A 20326-nucleotide genomic window follows, 5' to 3' on the forward strand; every position below is an offset into this window, starting at 1 on the left:
TCTGAAGGGGCAAGCGCGGATTCTAGCCGCAAAGCCGGGGCTCAGCGGAAGAAGCCGCTCGGCGTGCGCCCGAAATGCCGGCGAAACATCGCGCTGAACGCGCTCGGGCTGTCGTAGCCCAGCGCCCCGGCCACATCGATGATCTTCTCACCCAGGGCGATCCGTTCCAGCGCCGCCAGCAAGCGCGCCTGCTGGCGCCATTGGCCGAAGGTCATCCCGGCGTGGCGCTGGAACAGGCGCTGGATGGTCTTCTCGTCCAGGCCCAGGCGCGCGCTCCAGTCGGCCAGGGTCGAGGCATCGCCGGGGTCGGCCTGCAAGGCGGCGCAGATCGTGTGCAGGCGCGGTTCGTCCGGTTGCGGCAGGTTCAAGGGCAGGGTCGGGAGGATTTCCAGTTCGTCGAGGATCAAGCGCAGCACCCGTGCTTCCCGGGAGTCCGGAGCATGGGGATGGCGGATCTCCACCGACACCTTGATCAGTTCGCTGAGCAGGCTGGAGATGCTTACCGCGCAGGTCTGCATCGGCAGGTCGAGGCTATCGTCGGGGTGGACGAACACGCTGCGCATCTTCACCGGGCCGACGCAGCGGATCGAATGCACCTGCCCTTTCGGCATCCAGATGCCGCGGCTGGGGGGCACGGTCCACTGCTCCTGGGCCGAGTGCACCACCATCACGCCCTCGATGGCGTAGATCAACTGGTGCTTCTCGTGCGAGTGAGGATGGATAAACCAGTTTTCCGGGTAATCGGTGGCGCTGCTGACGAGGCGCCAGTCGCCACGGTCGATATCGCGGACAAATTCGTCCAGTGTTCTGATCATCTTGCCCGTTTCTCGACAGCTGTTGTCCCAATCGCGCGAGACAGGCGACCGGGGGGCGCCTAGCATAAGCTCGCTTTCTCCTTGTGTGTCGAGTTATTTCCGGAAGGTCCCGCATGTCCAGTACAACAACCAGTACCGCTCCACCCGCTTCAGCCACATCGACCGCCAGCCCCGGCAGCCAGCTGGTGATGCAGATCATCGCCGGTTGCGCCCTGGCCCACCTGGTCAACGACCTGATCCAGGCGGTGCTGCCGTCGATCTACCCGATCCTCAAGGCCAACTACGGCCTGAGCTTCACCCAGATCGGCCTGATCACCCTGACCTTCCAGCTCACCGCCTCGCTACTGCAGCCGTGGGTCGGCTACCACACCGACCGCCATCCGAAGCCGTGGCTGCTGCCGGTCGGTTCGATCTGCACGCTGGTCGGCATCATCATGCTGGCCTTCGTTGGCAGCTTCGGGTCCATTCTCCTGGCGTCGGCGCTGGTGGGCATCGGTTCCTCGACCTTCCACCCGGAAGCCTCGCGCATTGCCCGCCTGGCCTCGGGCGGCCGCTATGGCCTGGCCCAGTCGACCTTCCAGGTCGGCGGCAATGCAGGTTCCGCCTTCGGCCCGCTGCTGGCGGCGGCGATCATCATTCCCTACGGCCAGGGCCACACCGCCTGGTTCGGCCTGGTCGCGCTGTTCTCGATGTTCGTCCTGTACAAGCTGAGCCGCTGGTACAGCCACCACCTGAGCCTGTTCAAGCTCAAGGCCGGGACCAAGGCCACCCACGGTCTGTCGAAGCGCCGGGTGACCTTCGCCCTGGTGATCCTGGCCCTGCTGGTGTTCTCCAAGTACTTCTACATGACCAGCTTCACCAGCTACTTCACCTTCTACCTGATCGAGAAGTTCGACCTGTCGGTGGCCAGTTCGCAGCTGCACCTGTTCCTGTTCCTCGGGGCGGTGGCGGCTGGGACCTTCTTCGGCGGGCCGATCGGTGACCGGATCGGGCGCAAGGCGGTGATCTGGTTCTCCATTCTTGGTGCTGCGCCGTTCACTCTGATGCTGCCTTACACCGACCTGTTCTGGACCAGTGTGCTGAGTGTGATCATCGGCTTCATCATGGCGTCGGCGTTCTCGGCCATCGTGGTGTATGCCCAGGAGCTGGTGCCGGGCAACGTGGGGATGATCGCCGGAATCTTCTTCGGCCTGATGTTCGGCTTCGGCGGGATCGGCGCGGCACTGCTCGGGCACCTGGCGGACCTGCACGGGATCACCGAGGTGTACACCCTGTGTTCGTTCCTGCCGTTGCTGGGGATATTGACGGTGCTGTTGCCGTCGACCAAAGGGGTCTGATTTTTGCGGGGTTCTTGAGGGCCCTATCGTTGGCAAGCCAGCTCCCACAGGTATTGCATGCGCCGCAAAACCCTGTGGGAGCTGGCTTGAACTGCGATGAGGCCCTCGGATCCTTACCAGTCGTAGGTCATCTGCACCGAAGCCACCCGCTCCTGCCCGTAGTAGCAGCCGAACGCATAGTTGCAGTCCGACACGTACTCGCGATCGAACAGGTTCTGCAGGTTCACGCTCGCCTGCAACCCGCGCAGGCTCGGCTCCAGCCTCCCGAGGTCGTAACGCACGGTAAGGTCATACACCGTGTAAGACGGCACCTCGAACGAATGCGACGAGTCCCCCGGCTTGCGCCCGGTATAACGCGCCCCGCCACCCACCGTCAGCCCGTCCAGCCCCGCCGCCGTGACGTGGTAATCCACCCACAGGCTGGCCGAGACCGGCGCCTGGGATTCGTTGCGGTTACCTTGATCGCCATAGGTGCTTTTGGTGTAGAACGAGTCGATATAACCCGCCGCCGCCAGCACATCGAAAGCGTCCAGGCTGCTCTTCAACTCCAGCTCAACACCCCGCGAACGCACCTCGCCACTCTGCGCCTGGTACTGCGGATACTCGGTATCGCCGGTCAGCACGTTCTTCTGCTTGACCTGGTACACCGAGGCCGTGAGCAGGGTCTTCTCCAGCGGCTGGTACTTGACCCCGATTTCATACTGTTCGCCCTCGGTCGGCTCGAAGGCCTTGCCGCCGCGCTCCGGTGCAGCGGTGCCGACACTGGGCAGGAAGGATTGCGAGTAGCTGACATAGGGCGCCAGGCCAAAGTCGGTGAGGTAGGTCAGCCCCACCCGGCCGGTGAACTTGCTGTCGCGCTGCGAGGCGATGGAGTGGGCGAGCAGGTCCTTGTTGTCGATCTCGGCCCAATCCTGGCGCCCGCCGACGGTGAGCAGCCACTGGTCAAGACGGATCTGGTCCTGCAGGTAGACGCCAGTCTGGCGCACGGTGTTGTCCCACTGGGTATCCAGCACCGGGGTGACGCTGGAGGTGTCGTAGTTGTTCTTGCCGTAGAGGTCTACCGGCAGCACGTTGTTGGCGTTGTAGCCATCGTACTTGCGGCTGAAGTGGCGGTAGTCGACGCCCACCAGGGTGGTGTGCTGCAGGGCGCCGGTGGCGAAGCGGTACTCCAGGTTGTTGTCCACGGTGTACGCGATGTTGTGCTGGCGCCAGTCGAGCTTGGTGCGGTTGGCCCGGGTGTAGTCGGTAACCCCGCCGTCGCTGACGAAGCTGCGCAGGTAGAAGCCGCGGTAACGGTCGCGGATATCCAGGTAGCGCGCGGTGGAGCGCAGGGTCAGGTCGTCGTTGAAGTCGTGGCGCAGCTCGTAGCCGAGGATGTACTGGTCGCGGCGGTAGTCGTTGTAGTGCGAGTCACCGGAGTAGAAGTTGCGGTCGATGCGCTGGCCGTTGGGGCCGCGGTCGAGGGAGCCGATGCGTGGCAAGGACTGGTAGTCGACCGCGCCATTGTCGCGCTGCAGTTGCGCCAGCAGGGTCAGGGTGGTCGCCTCGCTCGGCCGCCAGCTCAGGCTCGGCGCCAGCAGCATGCGCTCGCTGTGGGTGTGGTCGACCTGGTCGCCGCCCTTGTTGGCCACGCCGACCAGGCGATAGGCGAATGTGCCCTGCTCGTCCAGCGGCCCGCTGCTGTCGAAGGCACCATTGACCCGGTCATAGCTGCCGGCACCCAGCTTGACCTGGTTGCGCGCTTCGAAGGTCGGACGCTTGGACACCATGTTGACCAGCCCGCCCGGCTGGTTCTGCCCGAACAGCACCGAGGATGGCCCTTTGAGCACCTCGATGCGCTCCAGGGTGTAGGGGTCGATCTGTGGCGCACCGCCGAGGCTGCCCGCATAAGGCACGTAGGCACCGTCGAAATACAGCGGGGTCGGGGCGAAGCCGCGGCTGGTGATTTCGTCGGCGATGCTGTTGCGGTCGGTAAAGCCGCCGATGTTCAGGCCGGGGGTGTAGCGCAGGGCCTGGGTCAGGTTGCGTGCGCCCTGGGTTTCCACTTGCGCGGCGGTGACCACGTTGATGCTCTGGGGGATTTCCAGGATCGCCGTGTCGGTTTTCGTCGCGCTGGCGCTGCGGCTGGCGACATAGCCGTCCACCGCGCCCCAGGCCGACTCGGCGACGGTGCCGGTGATGGTGGTGCTGTCCAGCTGCATTGCGCCCTCGCCCGCCATCGGCAACAGCGAGTAGCTGCCGTTGGCCTGGCGCAGCGCCTGCAGGCGGCTGCCGCTGAGCAACTGACGCAGGCCGCTGTCGACGTCGTACTGGCCGTGCAGCCCCGGCGACTTCAGGCCGCGGGCATGGGCCGGGTCGAACGACACGGTCACCCCGGCCCTGGCGGCGAACTGGGCCAGGGCGTTGTCCAGCGACCCGGCGGGGATATCGAAGGTGGTGGCGCCCAGGCTGTCGGCCAGCACCGGCTGCACGTTGCCGAGCAGGCCGACCGGCACGGCCAGGGTGGCGCCCAGCAGGGCACAGCGGATGGCCCGGCGCAGGGCGCAGGTGGTGAAGGTCACGCGGGGGGAACGATGCTCGATGTAACGGGACATGGGTTTTCCTTTCGCCCTGTGGCAGTGATTAACGGCGTCTCTGTGGCGCCTCTACCTACAAGTCGAAGCTGTTGCGCAATCGATAACCCCCCGCTGGAATTTTTTTCAGGCAGCCTCGACCCGCGCCCAGAACCGGCTGAAACGACGGATGCGCACCGGCAAGGTGCTGGTGAGGTTGTCGAGGACGATATCGCTGTCGGCCAGATGAAAGGCCCCGGAGATCCGCAGCCCGGCGACAGCCTCGGCACAGCCCAGGTGACCGGGGCGGTAGCGTTGCAGCTCGGCGATGAAGTCGCCCAGGCGCCAGTCGCTGACCACCAGCATGCCGCGGCTCCAGGCGTCGGCCTGGGCCGGGGCGGCCTGAAGCGGGCCGGGCTGCGCGGTGCTGAAGGCCAGTTGCTGGCCGGCGTCGATGCGGATTGGCGTGGTGCTTGCGGCGCAGCGTACTTCCACGGCGTGCTCGAGCACGCAGACCCGGGTCAGCCCGGCCTCGCGGCGCACCAGGAAGCGCGTGCCGAGCGCGCGCAGGCTGCCTTCGGCGGTGTGCACCACGAAAGGCCGGGCCAGGACGTCGCGTGCAGTTTCCACGAGGATCTCCCCGTGCAGCAGTTCCAGTTGGCGCAGGTCGGCGCTGTAGCGGATGTTCAGCGCGCTGGCGGTGTTGAGTTGCAACTGGCTGCCGTCCTCCAGGCGCAGGGCACGGCGCTCGCCGGTGGCGGTACGCTGGTCGGCGAGCAGGCCCTGCACCGTGGTATCGCGCCAGGCCAGGGTTCCCGCAGCGCCTGCCGCGAGCAACAGCGAGAGCACCTTGAGCACTTCGCGGCGCTTGGCCCTGGCCCCGGCCAGCGTGGTCCGCGCCAGTTGCGGGGCGACCTGGCCGAAGGTGCCCTGCAGACGCCCGAGGCGCGCCCAGGCCTGCTGGTGGCGCGGGTCGCTGTCGAGCCAGTGCTGGTGGGCGGCACGGGTCGCCGCATCCGGCTCGCAGCGCAGCTCGACGAACCAGTGCGCGGCGGCTTCCAGCACATCACGGGGCAGCGTCACGCGTCAGTCCTCGACCAGCAGCAGGCAATGGGTCAACGCGCGCACTGCGTGTTTCTTCACCGTGGTCACCGACACCTCCAGGCGCCGGGCGATCTCCACGTAGCTCAGGCCATCGAGCTGGGCCATGAGGAAGATCTCCCGGGTGCGGCTGCCGAGGCCATCGAGCAGGCGATCGATTTCCACCAGGGTCTCGATGATCTGCAGGCGGGTTTCCGGGGAAATGTCCAGGGCTTCCGGGCGCGCGGCCAGGGCCTCCAGGTAGGCCTGTTCCAGGGCACGGCGGCGGAACGAATCGATCATCAGGCTGCGCGCCACGCTGCTCAGGTACGCCCGCGGCTCGCGCAGGTCGGCGGCCTTGCGCAGGGTGATGACGCGGATGAAGGTGTCCTGGGCCAGGTCCGCCGCATGCTCGACACAACCCAGGCGATTGCGCAGCCAGGCGCAGAGCCAGGGGTGGTGATCCTCGTACAGGGTGTGCACGGCCTTTTGCAGGGAGAGGTCGGGGGAGGACATGGCGGGGGGACTGCACCGAAACAAATGGTAATTAATCGCATTTAACCTGAGCCTGCCGTGAAATGGCAAGGACTGGACACGGTCCCTGTGGGAGCTGGCTTGCCAGCGATGAGGCCGGCTTGGGCAATGATGTTGTCAGGTCTGGCCAAATCGCTGGCAAGCCAGCTCCCACAGGGACCGAGTCGACCCCCAAGTTTTTTTAACGCCTGAGAACACATATTTACTAATTTCGCCCCCGCCCCTGCCCCCTCAAGATCGGCTCCCTACAAAAACTGAAGTGCGCCCAGCGTGCTCATCCTTGCCTTGGAGTCCGTCATGACCAACGCAGCGTCATCCGCACCGCTCATCGAGAAACATACGATCGGCTACGTGCCCCCTGAAGATCGCCATGGAAAGGTAAGGGATCTGTTCACCCTCTGGTTCGGCGGCAATATCGCGCCGTTGCCTATCGTTACCGGGGCCCTCGGGGTCCAGCTGTTTCACCTGAACCTGGTCTGGGGCATCGTCGCGATCCTCGTCGGTCACCTGCTCGGCGGCGTGCTGATGGCGCTGCACTCGGCCCAGGGCCCGCAGATGGGCATCCCGCAGATGATCCAGAGCCGCGCCCAGTTCGGTTCCCTCGGCGCCCTGCTGGTGGTGGTGATCGCCGGGCTGATGTACATCGGCTTCTTCGCCTCCAACATCGTCCTCGCCGGCAAGTCCCTGCATGGCGTGGCCGAGAGCATTCCGGTGCCGGTGGGCATCGTCATTGGTGCCCTCGGCTCGGGGATCATCGGCATCATCGGCTACCGCTTCATCCACGTGCTCAACCGCATCGGCACCTGGGTGCTGGGCATCGGCATCGTGGTCGGCTTCGGCTACATCCTCACCCATGTGCAGTCCGATGACTTCCTCACCCGCGGCAGCTTCAACCTGTCCGGCTGGCTGGCCACCGTGTCCCTCGCCGCGCTGTGGCAGATCGCCTTTGCCCCATACGTGTCCGATTACTCGCGCTACCTGCCGGCCAACGTGCCGGTGGCGGCGACCTTCTGGACCACCTACCTGGGTTCGGCCCTGGGGTCGAGCCTGTCGTTCGTGTTCGGCGCCGTCGCGGTGCTGGCGGTACCGGCCGGCATGGACAGCATGGACGCGGTCAAGCTCGCCACTGGCGCCATCGGCCCGCTGATGCTGGTGCTGTTCCTGCTCAGCGTGATCAGCCATAACGCCCTCAACCTGTATGGCGCGGTGCTGTCACTGATTACCCTGGTGCAGACCTTCGCGTATCGCTGGATCCCCACCGCGAAAAGCCGCGCCGTGCTGTCGCTGGTGGTGCTGCTGGGTTGCTGCGTGGTGGCGGTATTCGCCTCGGCGGACTTCATCGGGCACTTCGTCGATATGGTCCTGGTGCTGCTGGTGGTACTGGTGCCGTGGACGGCGATCAACCTCATCGACTTCTACGCGATCCACAAGGGCGACTACGACATCGCCTCGATCTTCAAGGTCGATGGCGGCATCTATGGCCGTTACAACCCGCAGGCGCTGCTGGCCTATGCCATCGGCATCGTGGTGCAGATCCCGTTCATGAACACTCCGCTGTATGTCGGCCCGGTCTCGGCGCATATCGATGGCGCCGACCTGTCGTGGCTGGTGGGGTTGCTGGTGACGTCGCCGCTGTATTACTGGCTGGCGACCCGGGACAGTGCGTATCGTCGGCGGCAGACGAGTGCGAAGCTGGCAGCTGCGCACTGATCGCGCAGGCTGGTTGAAAGCAAAGGCCGCGGAGGGTTGCTCCGCGGCCTTTTTTTCGCGAGTGGGTGACAGCTGTACGCGGGTTAGCAGACCGAGGGCTAGGAGACCCGGCGCACCCGAAGGTGCCCACACGCACAGCCGCCATTACAAGCGTCGCTGGAATGCACTAGCCATTCGGACTGCTAATCCGTGTCGTCGATGTGCGACGACCGGCGAAGACTAGGCAGGGTTTCCCAAGGACGCAACCACCAAGCGGGGGTCGGGAGTATGCTTGGGAAATTGCCTACAAGAAAGTCGGAAATCGGTGAAGTTTCCAGACATATGCAACAGAAGTTGAGCGGGCCGACTGATGCACCGATTGTGGCCGCTCCCACAAGGGTTTTCACTGCTCCTGCAGATAGCTCAGCAACCGCCCCAGCATCGCGTCACAACCCTGCAACTGCTCCAGGCTGACGAACTCATCCGGCTTGTGCCCCTGGTCCATGCTCCCCGGCCCGCACACCACGGTGGGAATCCCAGCCTGCTCGAACAGCCCGCCCTCGGTGCCAAAGGCCACGGTGCCGAACTCATCGGAGCCACTGAGCATCGCCAGCAACCTGGCCGCTTCGCTATCCGGCGCCGTCGCCAGCCCCGGATAGGCGCTCAACGGCCTCAGGCTCACGCCGGTGTCAGCCTTGACCGCCTGCATCCTCGGCACCAGCTCCGCTTCGGCAAAGCGCTCCAGTTCATCCGCCACCACCTGGGCATCGAAGCCCGGCAAGGCACGGACCTCGAAGTCGAATTCGCATTCCGCCGGGACGATATTCAGCGCACGGCCGCCCTTGATCACCCCGGTCTGCACCGTGGAGAACGGTGGGTCGAAGCGTTCATCATGCAACTCGGGCGCACTCAGGCGCTCACCGATCTCTCCCAGCTTGCCGATCAACCGCGCCGCATATTCGATGGCGTTCACGCCATAAGGCGCATAGGCCGAATGGCAGGCCGCGCCATGCACCTGGCAACGCATCGCCAGCTTGCCCTTGTGGCCGAGGACCGGCTTGAGCCCGGTGGGCTCGCCGATCAGGCACAGGGTCGGTTTGTGCGCACGCTGCTCCAGGGCGGCGAGCATCGAGCGCACGCCGAGGCAGCCGACCTCCTCGTCATAGGAAAACGCCAGGTGCACCGGCGTGTGCAGCGACGCGGCGGCAAAGGCCGGGGCCGCTGCCAGCACGCAGGCGATGAACCCCTTCATATCCGCAGCACCACGGCCATACAGGCGACCGTCACGCTCGCTCATGACAAAGGGCTCGACCGTCCATGCCTGGCCGTCCACCGGCACCACGTCGGTATGCCCGGACAGCACCACGCCACCGCGATCGCGCGGACCGATGGTGGCGAACAGGTTGGCCTTGGTGCCTTCATCGTTGAGGAACAACTCGCTGTCCACGCCGTGGCTGGCCAGGTAGTCGCGGATAAAGGCAATCAGCTCCAGGTTGGAATCACGGCTGACCGTCGGGAAGGCGATCAGGCGCTCAAGCAGATCACGGCTGCTCGTCTTACTCATCGCCCGGCACTCCGTAGCTCGGCGCGGTGGTGGGGTCGAGGGCGCGGGTGACGTAGTCCTGCATCTGCGGGCGGTAGGCTTGCCAGAGGGCATCGAGCTGGCCGATCGGGTCTTGGTCAGCCCAGTCGACCCGCAGGTCTACCAGCGGCCAGGTCAGTTCGCCGGCCACTTTCAAGGCTGCCGAGTGCACCGGACCGGCTTCGCCACCGGCGGCCATGGCGGCGTGCATGGCGGCCAGCAGACGGTCGGGCAACTGGCCGTCGGCCTGTTCGAAAGCGCTGACCATGGCTTCGATCACATGGCGACCAGACAGCAGGTTGCCCGCTGCAGCGCATTGCTCGCCGGCTACCGCGTTATGCACGCCGAGGGCTTCGCTGCCGGTGAACAGGGCGACCTTGCCGTTGCTGTCGATCACCGTGACCTGACGGTATTCGCTCCAGCCGTTGGAGCCGAGCACCCGTTCCAGGGCCTCGGCGGGCGCGATCTGTTCGCGTTCGAGCAGGTCGAGGATCTGCGGGCCCAGGGCTGGCAGGGTGATGTTTTGCGTGGAGACTGCGCCGACGCCGGCACGCACCCAGGGGCAACGGGCGCCGACGGCGATGCTGGAGGAGCTGATGGCGATGCCGACCTGGCCGGTTTCGGGGCAGCGGCCGATGATGGAGAAGGTCATGTTGGGGATCCTTGAACTGGGTGTCTGAGAAGTAATGTGGTGGCTGCACCGGCCTCATCGCTGGCAAGCCAGCTCCCACAAGGTTCGGCGGCGACGCGGACACTGTGGGAGCTGGCTTGCCAGCGATGAGGCCGGAACAGCCAGCGCAAATCTGCTTAGCCGCGCAACTGGAACCAGGTGGTCTTCAGTTGCGTGTACTTGTCGAACGAATGCAGCGACAGATCACGGCCGAAGCCCGACTGCTTGCCGCCGCCGAATGGAATGGTCACGTCCAGCGCATCCACGGTATTCACCGATACGGTGCCGGCCTTCAACTGGCGGGCAACACGATGCGCACGGTTGAGGTCGTCGCTCCACACCGAGGCGGCCAGCCCGTAGATGCTGTCGTTGGCCAGGCTCACCGCCTGCGCTTCGCTGTCGAAGCTGCTGATCGCCAGCACCGGGCCGAAGATCTCGTCGCGGACCACGCCCATCTCGTTGTCGACGCCGACGAAAATCGTCGGTTCGATGAAGTTGCTGGAGCCATTGAAAGTCAACTGGCGACCACCGCTCAGCAGACGAGCGCCCTCCTCCTGCGCCTTGCCGATGGCCTTGACGATGCGCCCGGTCTGTTCGGCATCGACGATGGCCCCGGCACGGCTGGCCGGGTTCAGCGGGTCGCCCGGTTGCCAGTCGCGGGCCTTGGCCAGCAGGCGTTCGACGAATTCGTCATGGATCGAGCGCTGCACATACAGCCGCGAGTTGGCCGAGCAGACTTCGCCCTGGTTGAAGAAGATGCCGAACGCGGCTTTCTCCGCCGCAAGGTCGAGATCCTGGCAGTCGTCGAACACCAGGTTCGGGCTCTTGCCACCGCACTCCAGCCAGACCTGCTTGAGGTTGGACTGCGCCGAGTAGCCCATGAAGTACTTGCCGACCTGGGTCGAACCGGTGAACACCAGGCAGTCCACGTCCGGGTGCAGGCCGAGGGCACGGCCGGCGCTTTCGCCCAGGCCCGGCACCACGTTGAACACCCCGTCCGGAATCCCGGCCTCCAGGGCCAGCTCGGCCAGGCGCAGGGCCGAGAACGGCGACTGCTCGGCCGGCTTGAGCACCACGCTGTTGCCGGCGGCCAGCGCCGGGGCGAGTTTCCAGGCGGCCATGTCCAGCGGGAGGTTCCACGGCACCACGGCGGCGATCACCCCGAGGGCTTCACGGGTGATGGTCGCCAGGGCGTTGGCGGCGGTCGGGGCGACCTGGTCGTAGACCTTGTCCAGCGCCTCGCCGTACCAGGCGAAGACATGGGCCGAGCCCGGCACGTCGATGGTGTAGGCGTCCATCACCGGCTTGCCCATGTTCAGCGAGTCGAGCAGGGCCAGTTCCTCGCGGTGGCTCATGATCAGCTCGGCCAGGCGCAGCATCACCTTCTTGCGCTCGCCCGGGGCCATGCGCGCCCAGGGGCCCTGCTCGAAGGCGCGGCGGGCGCTGGCGACGGCGAGGTCGACTTCCGCTTCGCCAGAGGCCGCGACGCGCGCCAGCAACTGGTTGGTAGCCGGGTTGATGGAATCGAAGGTGGCGCCGGATTGCGCGCTGACACGGCGGCCGCCGATCAGTGCCTGGTCGATGAAGGTCTGTTGCGCAGCGCGTTGCTGCCAGAAGCCGAGATCTTGCACGTGCTCTACCTGAGGACCGTCCATGCGGCCCGTTTGTTGTGGCTGTCCGGGCGATGGTGGGGCAATGGGGAAATGGGGGAAACGATGAAAAATGTGCTTCGGGCTTAGGAAAAAGGTTGTCTGGACTGCCCTCATCGCCGGCAGGCTCGCTGCATAACCTGTGGGAGCTGGCTTGCCAGCGATGAGGCCCGAAAGAACACCCCCACCCTCGCCTTTTTATCGCCAACCCCCAGCTATTAACTATTTTCGCCTTTCCCTGCGCTTCCCTAGTCTGGCCCCAGGCAACGGCGGTTCCACTGACCGTCCCTGAACAACAACGCCTAGAGAACAGGGCAATGGACATGACTTTGAACAACCTTGAAATCGATACCCTGGTGGTCGGCGCCGGCCAGGCCGGGGTGGCCATGAGCGAACACCTGAGCAAGCTCGGCGTGCCGCACCTGGTGCTGGAACGCAACCGTATCGCCGAAGCCTGGCGCACCGGCCGCTGGGATTCCCTGGTGGCCAACGGCCCGGTCTGGCACGACCGCTTCCCCGGCCTGGAGTTCGACCTCGACGCCGACGCCTTCGCCGGCAAGGACCAGGTCGCCGATTACTTCGAAGCCTATGTGCGCAAGTTCGACCTGCCGATCCGCACCGGTGTCGAGGTGAAGAAGGTCACCCGCAATGCCGACCGCCCGGGCTTCACCATCGAGACCAGCGAAGGCACGATCCGCGCCGCCCGCGTCGTCGCCGCCACCGGCCCGTTCCAGCGCCCGGTGATCCCGGCCATCGCGCCAAAGGACGAAGCCCTGCACCAGATCCACTCCGCCGCCTACTTCAACCCCGGGCAACTGCCGGAGGGCGCCGTGCTGGTGGTGGGTGCCGGCTCTTCCGGCGTACAGATCGCCGACGAACTTATGCGCGCCGGCCGCAAGGTCTATCTCTCCGTGGGCGCTCATGACCGTCCGCCGCGTGCCTACCGCAACCGTGACTTCTGCTGGTGGCTGGGCGTGCTCGGCGAGTGGGACGCGGAAATCATGAAGCCGGGCCGCGAGCACGTGACCATCGCCGTCAGCGGCGCCCGTGGCGGCCATACCGTGGACTTCCGCGCCCTCGCCCACCAGGGCATGACCCTGGTCGGCCTGACCCAGTCGTTCGAGGGTGGTATCGCGCGCTTCCAGGACAACCTGGTGGACAACATCCGCCTTGGCGACGAGAACTACCTGGCCCTGCTGGACGCCGCCGACGCCTATATCGAACGCAATGGCCTCGACCTGCCGGAAGAGCCGCAAGCCCGCGAGCGCCTGGCCGATCCCGAGTGCATGACCCACCCGATCCGCGAACTGGACCTGGCCAAGGCCGGCGTCACCAGCGTGATCTGGGCCACCGGCTACGGCCTGGACTTCAGTTGGCTGGCGGTGGACGCCTTCGACGCCAATGGCAAACCCAGGCACCAGCGCGGTGTGTCCAGCGAACCGGGCGTGTACTTCCTCGGCCTGCCATGGCTGTCCCGTCGGGGCTCGTCGTTCATCTGGGGCGTGTGGCATGACGCCAAGCACGTCGCTGGCCATATCGCCACCCAACGCACTTACCAGGCGTACCAGGACAAGGCCCAGCGCCAGTCCCCCGCCGCTACCGAACCGTCTGAAACCGCCGCTCTCGAAGGAGTCAACTGATGCCTACCCATACCCGCATCCGCATGTTCAACACCAAGGTCACCTACCCCAACCAGACCCTGGACAACGACCTGTGCCAGGCCGTGCGTGCCGGCAACACCGTGTATGTGCGTGGCCAGGTGGGCACCGACTTCGACGGCAACCTGGTGGGCCTGGGTGACCCGCGGGCACAGGCCGAGCAGGCGATGAAGAACGTCAAGCAACTGCTGGAAGAAGCGGGCTCGGACCTCAGTCACATCGTCAAGACCACCACCTACATTACCGACCCGCGCTTCCGCGAGCCGGTGTACAAGGAGGTGGGCAAGTGGCTGAAGGGCGTGTTCCCGATCTCCACCGGCCTGGTGGTGGCCGGGCTGGCGCAGGCGGAGTGGTTGATGGAAATCGATGTGATCGCGGTGATTCCGGAGTAAGCAAGACCGCAAGACCATGCACCATCCTGTGGGAGCTGGCTTGCCAGCGATGAGGCCCGACTGGACAACATCTTTGTTGTCGACGGCCAAATCGCTGGCAAGCCAGCTCCCACAGGGTTTTGGGCCAGCCGTACTTTTTTTGTATGGCCGGCGCCGGGGATTCAGGAAAGCCCGGAGAGTTCTTCCCTGCAAAAATCCACGAACAACTGCGCCGGCCGGGTCAGTTGCACCCGCTTCAGCCTGGCCGTGACCAGCCCGGACAATTCCACCGGCTCGGCAATCTCCACCGCCACCACCTTCTGCCCGTCATAAGTGCATTCCGAACTCGGCCGGGTCACCAGTAGCGAGAAGCCGAAGCCCTGCCCGACCATGCCACGCACCATTTCGATCGACGGCGAGCTGAAGACGATGTTCGGGGTCAGCCCCAGGTCGTTGAACAGGCTGACGAAGTAGGTGCGGCTCGGGGCGACGTCCAGCAGGATCATCGGTTCCGGACACAGGTCGCGCAACGAGACCTGGGCCTGCCCGGCAAAACGGTGCTTGTGCGGCAGCAACACGTAAGGCTTTTGCGGCGGCATCAGCGGCTCGGTCTCGATGGTGTTGTCGAGGTAGTGGTCATACAGGAACGCCAGGTCGAACGCCCCGGACGTCAGCCCCTGGACCAGCTCCTGCTGCTCGCCGTCACGCATGCGGATATCCACCCCCGGATACCGTTCGCGAAAGCCGGCGATCAAGCGCGGCAGGTACAGCGGCGCCACCGTCTCGAACACGCCGATATCGACCTGCCCGGCCACGGTGTCGTTGTCGGCCAGGGCGTTCTGCTCGAACTCCCGGGCCATCTGCAACAGCGATTTGGTCTTGGCATAGAAGCGCTTGCCACTCGGGGTCAGCGACACACCCTGGGCGTGATGGCGGATAAACAACTGCACACCGAAGCTTTCTTCCAGGCTCTTGATCGCCGTGGAAATCGACGGCTGGGCGATATACAGCTGGCGCGAGGCCTCGGCGACACTGCCGGCCTCGACCGTGGTGACGAAGTACTTGAGTTGTCGCAGGGTGTAGGTCGCCACGTGAACGTCTCCTGGCAGTTTGACCCGTCACCTTACCCTAGCCGCAGAAAACGCCGACCGAGGATTTTCCTGCACCCGAGCGATATTTTTCCTATTTCCAGGCTTCACGCTGGAAGAACGCGCGCAGGTGCTCGATGAAGAACGACACCTTGGCCGACAGGTTCAGGCGCTCCAGGTACACCGCGTAGATATCCGCCGGCGGCGTTTCGTACTCGCCGAGCACTTCCACCAGCTCGCCGGAGCGCAGGTGCCGGGCCAGGTTCCACTCCGCCCGCATCAGGATGCCGTGGCCGTCCAGCGCCCAGTTCAACGCCACTTCGCCGTCGTTGGTGCTCAGCCCGCCACGCACCTTGACCGACTCCGCCTGCTTGCCCCGGCTCAGGCGCCAACTGCCGAAGGCGGCGTCGTTCTGGCGCAGGACGATGCAGGCGTGGTTGGCCAGGTCCCTGGGGGTTTCGGGCATCCCGCAACGTGCCAGATAAGCCGGCGAGGCGCACAGGCGCCGGCGGTTGCTGGCGATCTTGCGGGCAATCAGCCGCGAGTCCGGCAGGTCGCCGAAACGGATGGCCACGTCGATGGCATCGTCCGGCAGGTTGATCGGCCGGTCGGTGAGCTGCAACTGCACTTCCACTTCCGGATGGCGCAGGACGAACGAGGAGATCGCCGGCCCGACATGAGTCCGCCCAAAGCCCAGCGGCGCATTGACCCGCAACAACCCCTTGGGCTCGGCCCGGCTGCTGGACACCTGGCGCTCCATCTCCTCGATCTCGCCAAGGATGCGCTGGGCATTGACCAGGTACAGCTCGCCCTCGGCGGTGAGGCTGATGCTGCGGGTGGTGCGGTTGAGCAGGCGCACGCCCAGGCGCTGCTCCAGCTGGGCCAGGCGCTTGGAAACCGCCGGCGGGGTCAGGTTCAACTCTCGCGCCGTGGCCGCCAGGCTGCCAAGGCGCACCAACTGAATGAAAAAGGCCAATTCCGAGACCGGGCTCATTAGTAACCTCAGGTAAACAATGAAGTGAATTTCATTGTATTACCACATTCCAGAAAAACCTTTAACTTTCCCTCCCGTGATTACCCACACGAAATCTGGGCTATCCCGCCGCCACGACTTGCCTGGTCGCAGCGGCGCGACAAGCCCGGCCGACAAGAAAAAATCCGACTCACAACAATAAAGCGGAGAAAAACGGCCATGAAAGTTCTAGGCAAGTTGTATGTGCAGGTCCTGATCGGTGTCAGCCTCGGTATCGCCCTCGGGGTGTTCTGGCCCGAGGTCGGCGTCGATCTCAAGCCCTTGGGCGACGCCTTCATAAAACTGATCAAGATGGTCTTCGCGCCGATCATCTTCGCCACGGTGGTGCTCGGCATCGCCAAAATGGAAAACATGAAGGAACTGGGCCGGGTCGGCGCCCGTGCCTTGATCTACTTCGAAGTGCTGTCCACCTTCGCCCTGGTGCTGGGCCTTGTGGTGGTCAACCTGGCGCAGCCCGGCGTGGGCATGAACGTCGATCCAGCGACCCTGGATACCAAGAGCATCGCCAGCTACACCTCGGCAGCAGCGGCCGGCTCGGGCAGCTTCACCGACTTCCTCCTGCACATCATCCCGGCCAGCGTCACCGACGCCTTCGCCAAGAACGAGATCCTGCCGATCCTGCTGTTCTCGACCCTGCTGGGCATCGCCCTGGCCCACCTGGGCGAGCGCGGCAAGCCGGTGGTGGACGTGCTGGAAAGCTTCTCCCACGGCATGTTCCATATCGTCGGCATGGTGATGCGCGTCGCCCCGCTGGCGGCCTGTGGCGCCATGGCCTTCACCGTCGGCAAGTACGGCCTGGGCTCGATCGTGTCCCTCGGCAAGCTGATGGCGACCATGTACATCACCTGCTTCCTCTTTGTAGTGATCGTCCTCGGCTTCGTCGCCCGCCTGTCCGGCTTCAGCCTGTGGAAGTTCCTCAAGTACCTGAAGGAAGAGCTGTTCACCGTACTGGGCACCAGTTCCTCGGAATCGGTGGTGCCGCAACTGATGGGCAAGCTGGAAAAGGCCGGAGTCTCGAAACCGGTGGTGGGCCTGGTGATTCCGTCCGGGCTGACCTTCAACCCCGATGGCCAGTGCATCTACTACACCATGGCGGCGATCTTCATCGCCCAGGCCACCAACACGCCGCTGAGCCTGACCGACCAGCTCATCGTCCTCGGCGTGCTGCTGCTCACCTCCAAGGGCTCGGCAGGCGTGACCGGCTCCGGCTTCATCACCCTGGCCGCGACCCTGGCCTCCTTGGGCAGCATCCCGGTGGCCGGCATGGTCCTGCTGCTCGGCGTCGACCGCTTCATGTCCGAGGCCCGCGCCATCACCAACACCATCGGTAACGCCGTCGGCACCCTGGCCATCGCCAAGTGGGTCGGCGCCCTGGACAGCGCCCAGCTCAACCGCGTCCTCGACGGCCAGCCCGAACCCGAAGCGCAACGTGCAGAAGCAGCCCCGGTGCTGCAGAACAACCAGACCGTGAAACCGGCGACCAGCGCCAGCGGTGCGTGACCCGCACCCGAACCCAACCGCCTTGTGATGCTGTAAGGAGATAAGACCGTGGAAAAAGAAGAAGCCGTCCAGTCGTTGACCGACACCCTGGCGAAATTCACCGCCTACATCGGCAAGCGCCTGCCCAAGGACGTCAAAGCCAAGACCGCCAAGCTGCGTGCAGCGGAAACCAACCCCCTGGCCATCGCCGTGTACGACTCCATGGCCGAGAACCAGGACTACGCCGACAAGCTCAACCGCCCGAGCTGCCAGGACACCGGGGTGATCCAGTACTTCATCTCGGCCGGTGCGCGCTTCCCGCTGCTGGGCGAGATGGAAAGCATCCTCGAGAACGCCACCAAGGAGGCGACCATCCAGGGCCCGCTGCGGCATAACGCCGTGGAAACCTTCGTCGAGAAGAACACCGGGACCAACACCGGCTCGAAGATCCCGTGGCTGGACTGGGAAATCATCCCCGATGCCGACTACGCCATCGTCGACGTGTACATGGCCGGTGGCGGCTGCACCCTGCCCGGCTCGGCCAAGGTGCTGATGCCTGGCCAGGGCTACGAAGGGGTGACCGAGTTCGTCTTCGACGTGATCACCTCCCGCGGCGTCAACGCCTGCCCGCCGCTGCTGGTTGGCGTCGGCGTGTCGACCTCGGTCGAGACCGCCGCGCGCCTATCCAAGCGCGCCATCCTCCGGGAAGTCGATTCCAGCCACCCGAACGAAAGTGCGGCGCTGATGGAAAAACTGCTGGAAGACGGCCTCAACGAAATCGGCATCGGCCCCCAGGGCCTGACCGGCAACAGCAGCGTCATGGGGGTCAACATCGAGTCCTCGGCGCGGCACCCGTCGACCATCGGGGTCGCCGTGTCCACCGGCTGCTGGGCCCACCGCCGCGGCAAGATCCGTATCAATGCCGACCTGTCCTACGACATCCTTTCCCATGAAGGTGTAGTTCTGTGAAAAAGATCCTCAGCACCCCGATCAAAGACGAAGACCTGGCCGAGCTCAACGTAGGCGACGTGGTCTACCTCACCGGCCAGCTGGTCACCTGCCGCGACGTCGCGCACCGCCGCCTGATCGAACTGGGCCGCGAACTGCCGGTGGACCTGCGCGGTGGCGCGATCTTCCACGCCGGCCCCATCGTCAAGAAAAAGGACGACGGCAGCTTCGAGATGGTCTCGATCGGCCCGACCACCAGCATGCGCATGGAGAAGTTCGAGAAGGAATTCATCGAGCAGACCGGCGTCAAGCTGATCGTCGGCAAGGGCGGCATGGGCCCGGAAACCACCACCGGCTGCCTGGAGAACAAGGCAGTGCACGCGGTATTCCCCGGTGGCTGCGCGGTCCTGGCGGCGACCAAGGTGGAAGAGATCGAACGCGCCGAATGGCAGGACCTGGGCATGCCCGAGACCCTCTGGGTCAACCGCGTGCGCGAATTCGGCCCGCTGATCATCTCCATCGATACCAAGGGCAACAACCTGTTCGAACAGAACAAGAAGCGCTTCAACGAACGCAAGGGCTCGGTGATCGAGAAGATCAACGCGCAGGTGCGCTTCATCAAGTAAGACCGCGACCGGCCGGGGCCCACGCCGCCCTGGCCGGTTGTTCCCTCCTTCTACAGAACAACGTGAGATCGCCATGTATCCAGCCAGTCATCACGCACTGCGCGAGACCTTCCGTGGCCTGCTCGCCAGTCCGACCTGCCAGCGTACCGCTTCGGTGTTCGATCCCCTTTCCGCACGCATGGCCGCCGACCTGGGTTTCGAAGTCGGCATCCTCGGGGGTTCGGTGGCTTCGCTGCAGGTGTTGGGCGCGCCGGATATCGCCCTGCTGACCTTGAGCGAATTCGTCGAACAGGCCACCCGCATCGGCCGGGTGTCGCGCCTGCCGGTGATTGCCGATGCCGACCATGGCTATGGCAATGCCCTCAATGTCATGCGCTGTGTCGCAGAGTTGGAGCGGGCCGGGGTCGCCGCCCTGACCCTGGAGGACACCCTGCTGCCGGCGCGCTTCGAGGAGCCGCTGTCGGAGCTGATCAGTGTCGAGGAAGCCGTCGGCAAGCTGCGCGCGGCGCAGCGGGCGCGGCAGGACCGCAGCCTGGCGCTGATTGCCCGGACCCATGCTGGGGTGCAATCCTTGCCGCAGGTCATCCAGCGCGTGCAGGCCTACCAGAAGGCGGGCGCGGACGGGATCTGCCTGATCGGGGTCCGGGATTTTTCGCAACTCGAAGCCATCGTCGAGGGCTTGCGGGTGCCGGTGATGCTGGTGACCTATGGCAGCCAGGAACACTGGGATGCACAGCGCCTGGCCGGGCTCGGCGTGCGCATCGTGGTGGACGGGCATGCCGCCTGTTTCGCGGCGATCAAGGCGACCTACGACACCCTGCGGGCGCAGCGCGGGCCCGCTGCCGGGGCCGAACTCAAGACTGGCGAACTGCTGGCGCGGTACAGCCGGGCCGAGGAGTACCTGGGCTTGGCGCGGGAATATATGGGGGTGATTGCCTGATTGGCCTTGTGGTGCCTGTGCGGGCCTCATCGCTGGCAAGCCAGCTCCCACAGGGTTCTGCGGTGCCGCTCAGATCCCTGTGGACTCCTATTGCTGGCAAGCCAGCTACACAGGTTTGCGGTGCACGCGATCCCTGTGGGAGCTGGCTTGAACTGGCCTAATGATCCCGGACACCTCTTAAGGGCGATATGATTCGCCCATTCAGGAGGTTCTATGCAAGAACGGAAGACCTACACCCGCGAGTTTAAGCAACGTGCTGCCAGCATGGTTCTTGA

General features: G+C 65.0%; 17 protein-coding genes. 8 read left to right on the top strand and 9 right to left on the bottom strand.

Translation table 11 applies throughout. The features are described from left to right. Positions 1–41: 41 nt before the first annotated feature. Positions 42–815 (bottom strand): AraC family transcriptional regulator, encoded by a 774-nt coding sequence (locus tag PSEMO_RS19510; protein ID WP_075804611.1) that lies wholly within the window; start codon positions 813–815, stop codon positions 42–44. Positions 816–928: 113 nt separating this feature from the next. On the opposite strand from PSEMO_RS19510, the gene PSEMO_RS19515 reads away from it, so the two are divergent. Beyond that, a complete protein-coding gene (locus PSEMO_RS19515; RefSeq protein WP_075804612.1) occupies positions 929–2152 on the top strand; it encodes an MFS transporter in 1224 nt (407 codons plus the stop codon). Between the two features lie 113 nt (positions 2153–2265). Here PSEMO_RS19515 and PSEMO_RS19520 read toward each other — a convergent pair whose 3' ends face one another. From PSEMO_RS19520 to PSEMO_RS19530, 3 genes are all read right to left on the bottom strand, one after another. Further along, entirely contained in the window at positions 2266–4746 is a 2481-nt protein-coding gene (locus tag PSEMO_RS19520; RefSeq protein ID WP_075804613.1) for a TonB-dependent siderophore receptor, read from the bottom strand. Between the two features lie 105 nt (positions 4747–4851). Beyond that, positions 4852–5787: a FecR domain-containing protein gene (locus PSEMO_RS19525; protein ID WP_075804614.1), complete on the bottom strand. Its 936-nt coding sequence runs from the start codon at positions 5785–5787 to the stop codon at positions 4852–4854. Positions 5788–5790: 3 nt separating this feature from the next. Continuing rightward, positions 5791–6300 carry a sigma-70 family RNA polymerase sigma factor gene (locus PSEMO_RS19530; RefSeq protein WP_075804615.1) on the bottom strand — a complete coding sequence of 170 codons (510 nt, stop codon included), beginning with the start codon at positions 6298–6300 and terminating at the stop codon, positions 5791–5793. Positions 6301–6615: 315 nt separating this feature from the next. Between PSEMO_RS19530 and PSEMO_RS19535 the strand changes: the two genes are divergently transcribed. Then, positions 6616–8028 carry a purine-cytosine permease family protein gene (locus PSEMO_RS19535; RefSeq protein ID WP_075804616.1) on the top strand — a complete coding sequence of 471 codons (1413 nt, stop codon included), beginning with the start codon at positions 6616–6618 and terminating at the stop codon, positions 8026–8028. A 382-nt stretch (positions 8029–8410) separates the two neighbouring features. Here PSEMO_RS19535 and argE read toward each other — a convergent pair whose 3' ends face one another. The 3 genes from argE to PSEMO_RS19550 all read right to left on the bottom strand — a co-directional run bounded on the left by argE (position 8411) and on the right by PSEMO_RS19550 (position 11890). Continuing rightward, positions 8411–9571, bottom strand: a complete 1161-nt coding sequence (gene argE / locus PSEMO_RS19540; protein ID WP_075804617.1) for an acetylornithine deacetylase — start codon at positions 9569–9571, stop codon at positions 8411–8413. After that, a complete protein-coding gene (locus PSEMO_RS19545) occupies positions 9564–10241 on the bottom strand; it encodes a DUF1028 domain-containing protein (RefSeq protein WP_075804618.1) in 678 nt (225 codons plus the stop codon). Before PSEMO_RS19545 ends, argE begins: the two co-directional genes overlap by 8 nt. Before the next feature lie 155 nt (positions 10242–10396). After that, the gene (locus PSEMO_RS19550; protein ID WP_086937245.1) at positions 10397–11890 is read right to left on the bottom strand and encodes an aldehyde dehydrogenase; all 1494 of its coding nucleotides are present in this window, start codon (positions 11888–11890) and stop codon (positions 10397–10399) included. Positions 11891–12231: 341 nt separating this feature from the next. Here PSEMO_RS19550 and PSEMO_RS19555 point away from each other — a divergent pair, with 341 nt between their 5' ends. Together PSEMO_RS19555 and PSEMO_RS19560 are read left to right on the top strand one after the other, a co-directional pair. Then, the gene (locus tag PSEMO_RS19555; protein WP_075804630.1) at positions 12232–13548 is read left to right on the top strand and encodes a flavin-containing monooxygenase; all 1317 of its coding nucleotides are present in this window, start codon (positions 12232–12234) and stop codon (positions 13546–13548) included. Next, the gene (locus tag PSEMO_RS19560) at positions 13548–13958 is read left to right on the top strand and encodes a RidA family protein (protein ID WP_075804620.1); all 411 of its coding nucleotides are present in this window, start codon (positions 13548–13550) and stop codon (positions 13956–13958) included. The genes PSEMO_RS19555 and PSEMO_RS19560 overlap by 1 nt, the downstream gene beginning before the upstream one ends. Before the next feature lie 161 nt (positions 13959–14119). On the opposite strand, the gene PSEMO_RS19565 is transcribed toward PSEMO_RS19560, so the two are convergent. After that, on the bottom strand, positions 14120–15028 hold the full coding sequence (locus PSEMO_RS19565) for a LysR substrate-binding domain-containing protein (RefSeq protein ID WP_075804621.1): 909 nt from the start codon (positions 15026–15028) through the stop codon (positions 14120–14122). A 91-nt stretch (positions 15029–15119) separates the two neighbouring features. Beyond that, the gene (locus PSEMO_RS19570; protein ID WP_075804622.1) at positions 15120–16019 is read right to left on the bottom strand and encodes a LysR family transcriptional regulator; all 900 of its coding nucleotides are present in this window, start codon (positions 16017–16019) and stop codon (positions 15120–15122) included. 198 nt (positions 16020–16217) lie between these two features. On the opposite strand from PSEMO_RS19570, the gene PSEMO_RS19575 reads away from it, so the two are divergent. The 4 genes from PSEMO_RS19575 to PSEMO_RS19590 all read left to right on the top strand — a co-directional run bounded on the left by PSEMO_RS19575 (position 16218) and on the right by PSEMO_RS19590 (position 20051). Then, the gene (locus PSEMO_RS19575) at positions 16218–17558 is read left to right on the top strand and encodes a dicarboxylate/amino acid:cation symporter (RefSeq protein ID WP_075804623.1); all 1341 of its coding nucleotides are present in this window, start codon (positions 16218–16220) and stop codon (positions 17556–17558) included. 48 nt (positions 17559–17606) lie between these two features. Beyond that, positions 17607–18506, top strand: coding sequence for a L(+)-tartrate dehydratase subunit alpha (gene ttdA / locus PSEMO_RS19580; RefSeq protein WP_075804624.1), 900 nt, complete (start codon positions 17607–17609; stop codon positions 18504–18506). Then, positions 18503–19111, top strand: a complete 609-nt coding sequence (ttdB, locus tag PSEMO_RS19585; protein ID WP_009407255.1) for a L(+)-tartrate dehydratase subunit beta — start codon at positions 18503–18505, stop codon at positions 19109–19111. Before ttdA ends, ttdB begins: the two co-directional genes overlap by 4 nt. A gap of 73 nt (positions 19112–19184) precedes the next feature. Then, the gene (locus PSEMO_RS19590) at positions 19185–20051 is read left to right on the top strand and encodes an isocitrate lyase/PEP mutase family protein (RefSeq protein ID WP_075804625.1); all 867 of its coding nucleotides are present in this window, start codon (positions 19185–19187) and stop codon (positions 20049–20051) included. The last annotated feature ends 275 nt before the right edge of the window (positions 20052–20326 follow it).

Source organism: Pseudomonas putida, from assembly GCF_001941965.1.
GTDB lineage: Bacteria > Pseudomonadota > Gammaproteobacteria > Pseudomonadales > Pseudomonadaceae > Aquipseudomonas > Aquipseudomonas putida_L.

What these genes read in the sequence shown, in the direction of transcription:
- argE (WP_075804617.1), bottom strand. Translation starts at nt 9,571, where the DNA reads ATGAGTAAGACGAGCAGCCGTGATCTGCTTGAGCGCCTGATCGCCTTC.
- PSEMO_RS19560 (WP_075804620.1), top strand. Translation starts at nt 13,548, where the DNA reads ATGCCTACCCATACCCGCATCCGCATGTTCAACACCAAGGTCACCTAC.
- PSEMO_RS19575 (WP_075804623.1), top strand. Translation starts at nt 16,218, where the DNA reads ATGAAAGTTCTAGGCAAGTTGTATGTGCAGGTCCTGATCGGTGTCAGC.
- PSEMO_RS19515 (WP_075804612.1), top strand. Translation starts at nt 929, where the DNA reads ATGTCCAGTACAACAACCAGTACCGCTCCACCCGCTTCAGCCACATCG.
- PSEMO_RS19590 (WP_075804625.1), top strand. Translation starts at nt 19,185, where the DNA reads ATGTATCCAGCCAGTCATCACGCACTGCGCGAGACCTTCCGTGGCCTG.
- PSEMO_RS19545 (WP_075804618.1), bottom strand. Translation starts at nt 10,241, where the DNA reads ATGACCTTCTCCATCATCGGCCGCTGCCCCGAAACCGGCCAGGTCGGC.
- PSEMO_RS19535 (WP_075804616.1), top strand. Translation starts at nt 6,616, where the DNA reads ATGACCAACGCAGCGTCATCCGCACCGCTCATCGAGAAACATACGATC.
- PSEMO_RS19570 (WP_075804622.1), bottom strand. Translation starts at nt 16,019, where the DNA reads ATGAGCCCGGTCTCGGAATTGGCCTTTTTCATTCAGTTGGTGCGCCTT.
- PSEMO_RS19555 (WP_075804630.1), top strand. Translation starts at nt 12,232, where the DNA reads ATGACTTTGAACAACCTTGAAATCGATACCCTGGTGGTCGGCGCCGGC.
- PSEMO_RS19510 (WP_075804611.1), bottom strand. Translation starts at nt 815, where the DNA reads ATGATCAGAACACTGGACGAATTTGTCCGCGATATCGACCGTGGCGAC.
- PSEMO_RS19520 (WP_075804613.1), bottom strand. Translation starts at nt 4,746, where the DNA reads ATGTCCCGTTACATCGAGCATCGTTCCCCCCGCGTGACCTTCACCACC.
- PSEMO_RS19530 (WP_075804615.1), bottom strand. Translation starts at nt 6,300, where the DNA reads ATGTCCTCCCCCGACCTCTCCCTGCAAAAGGCCGTGCACACCCTGTAC.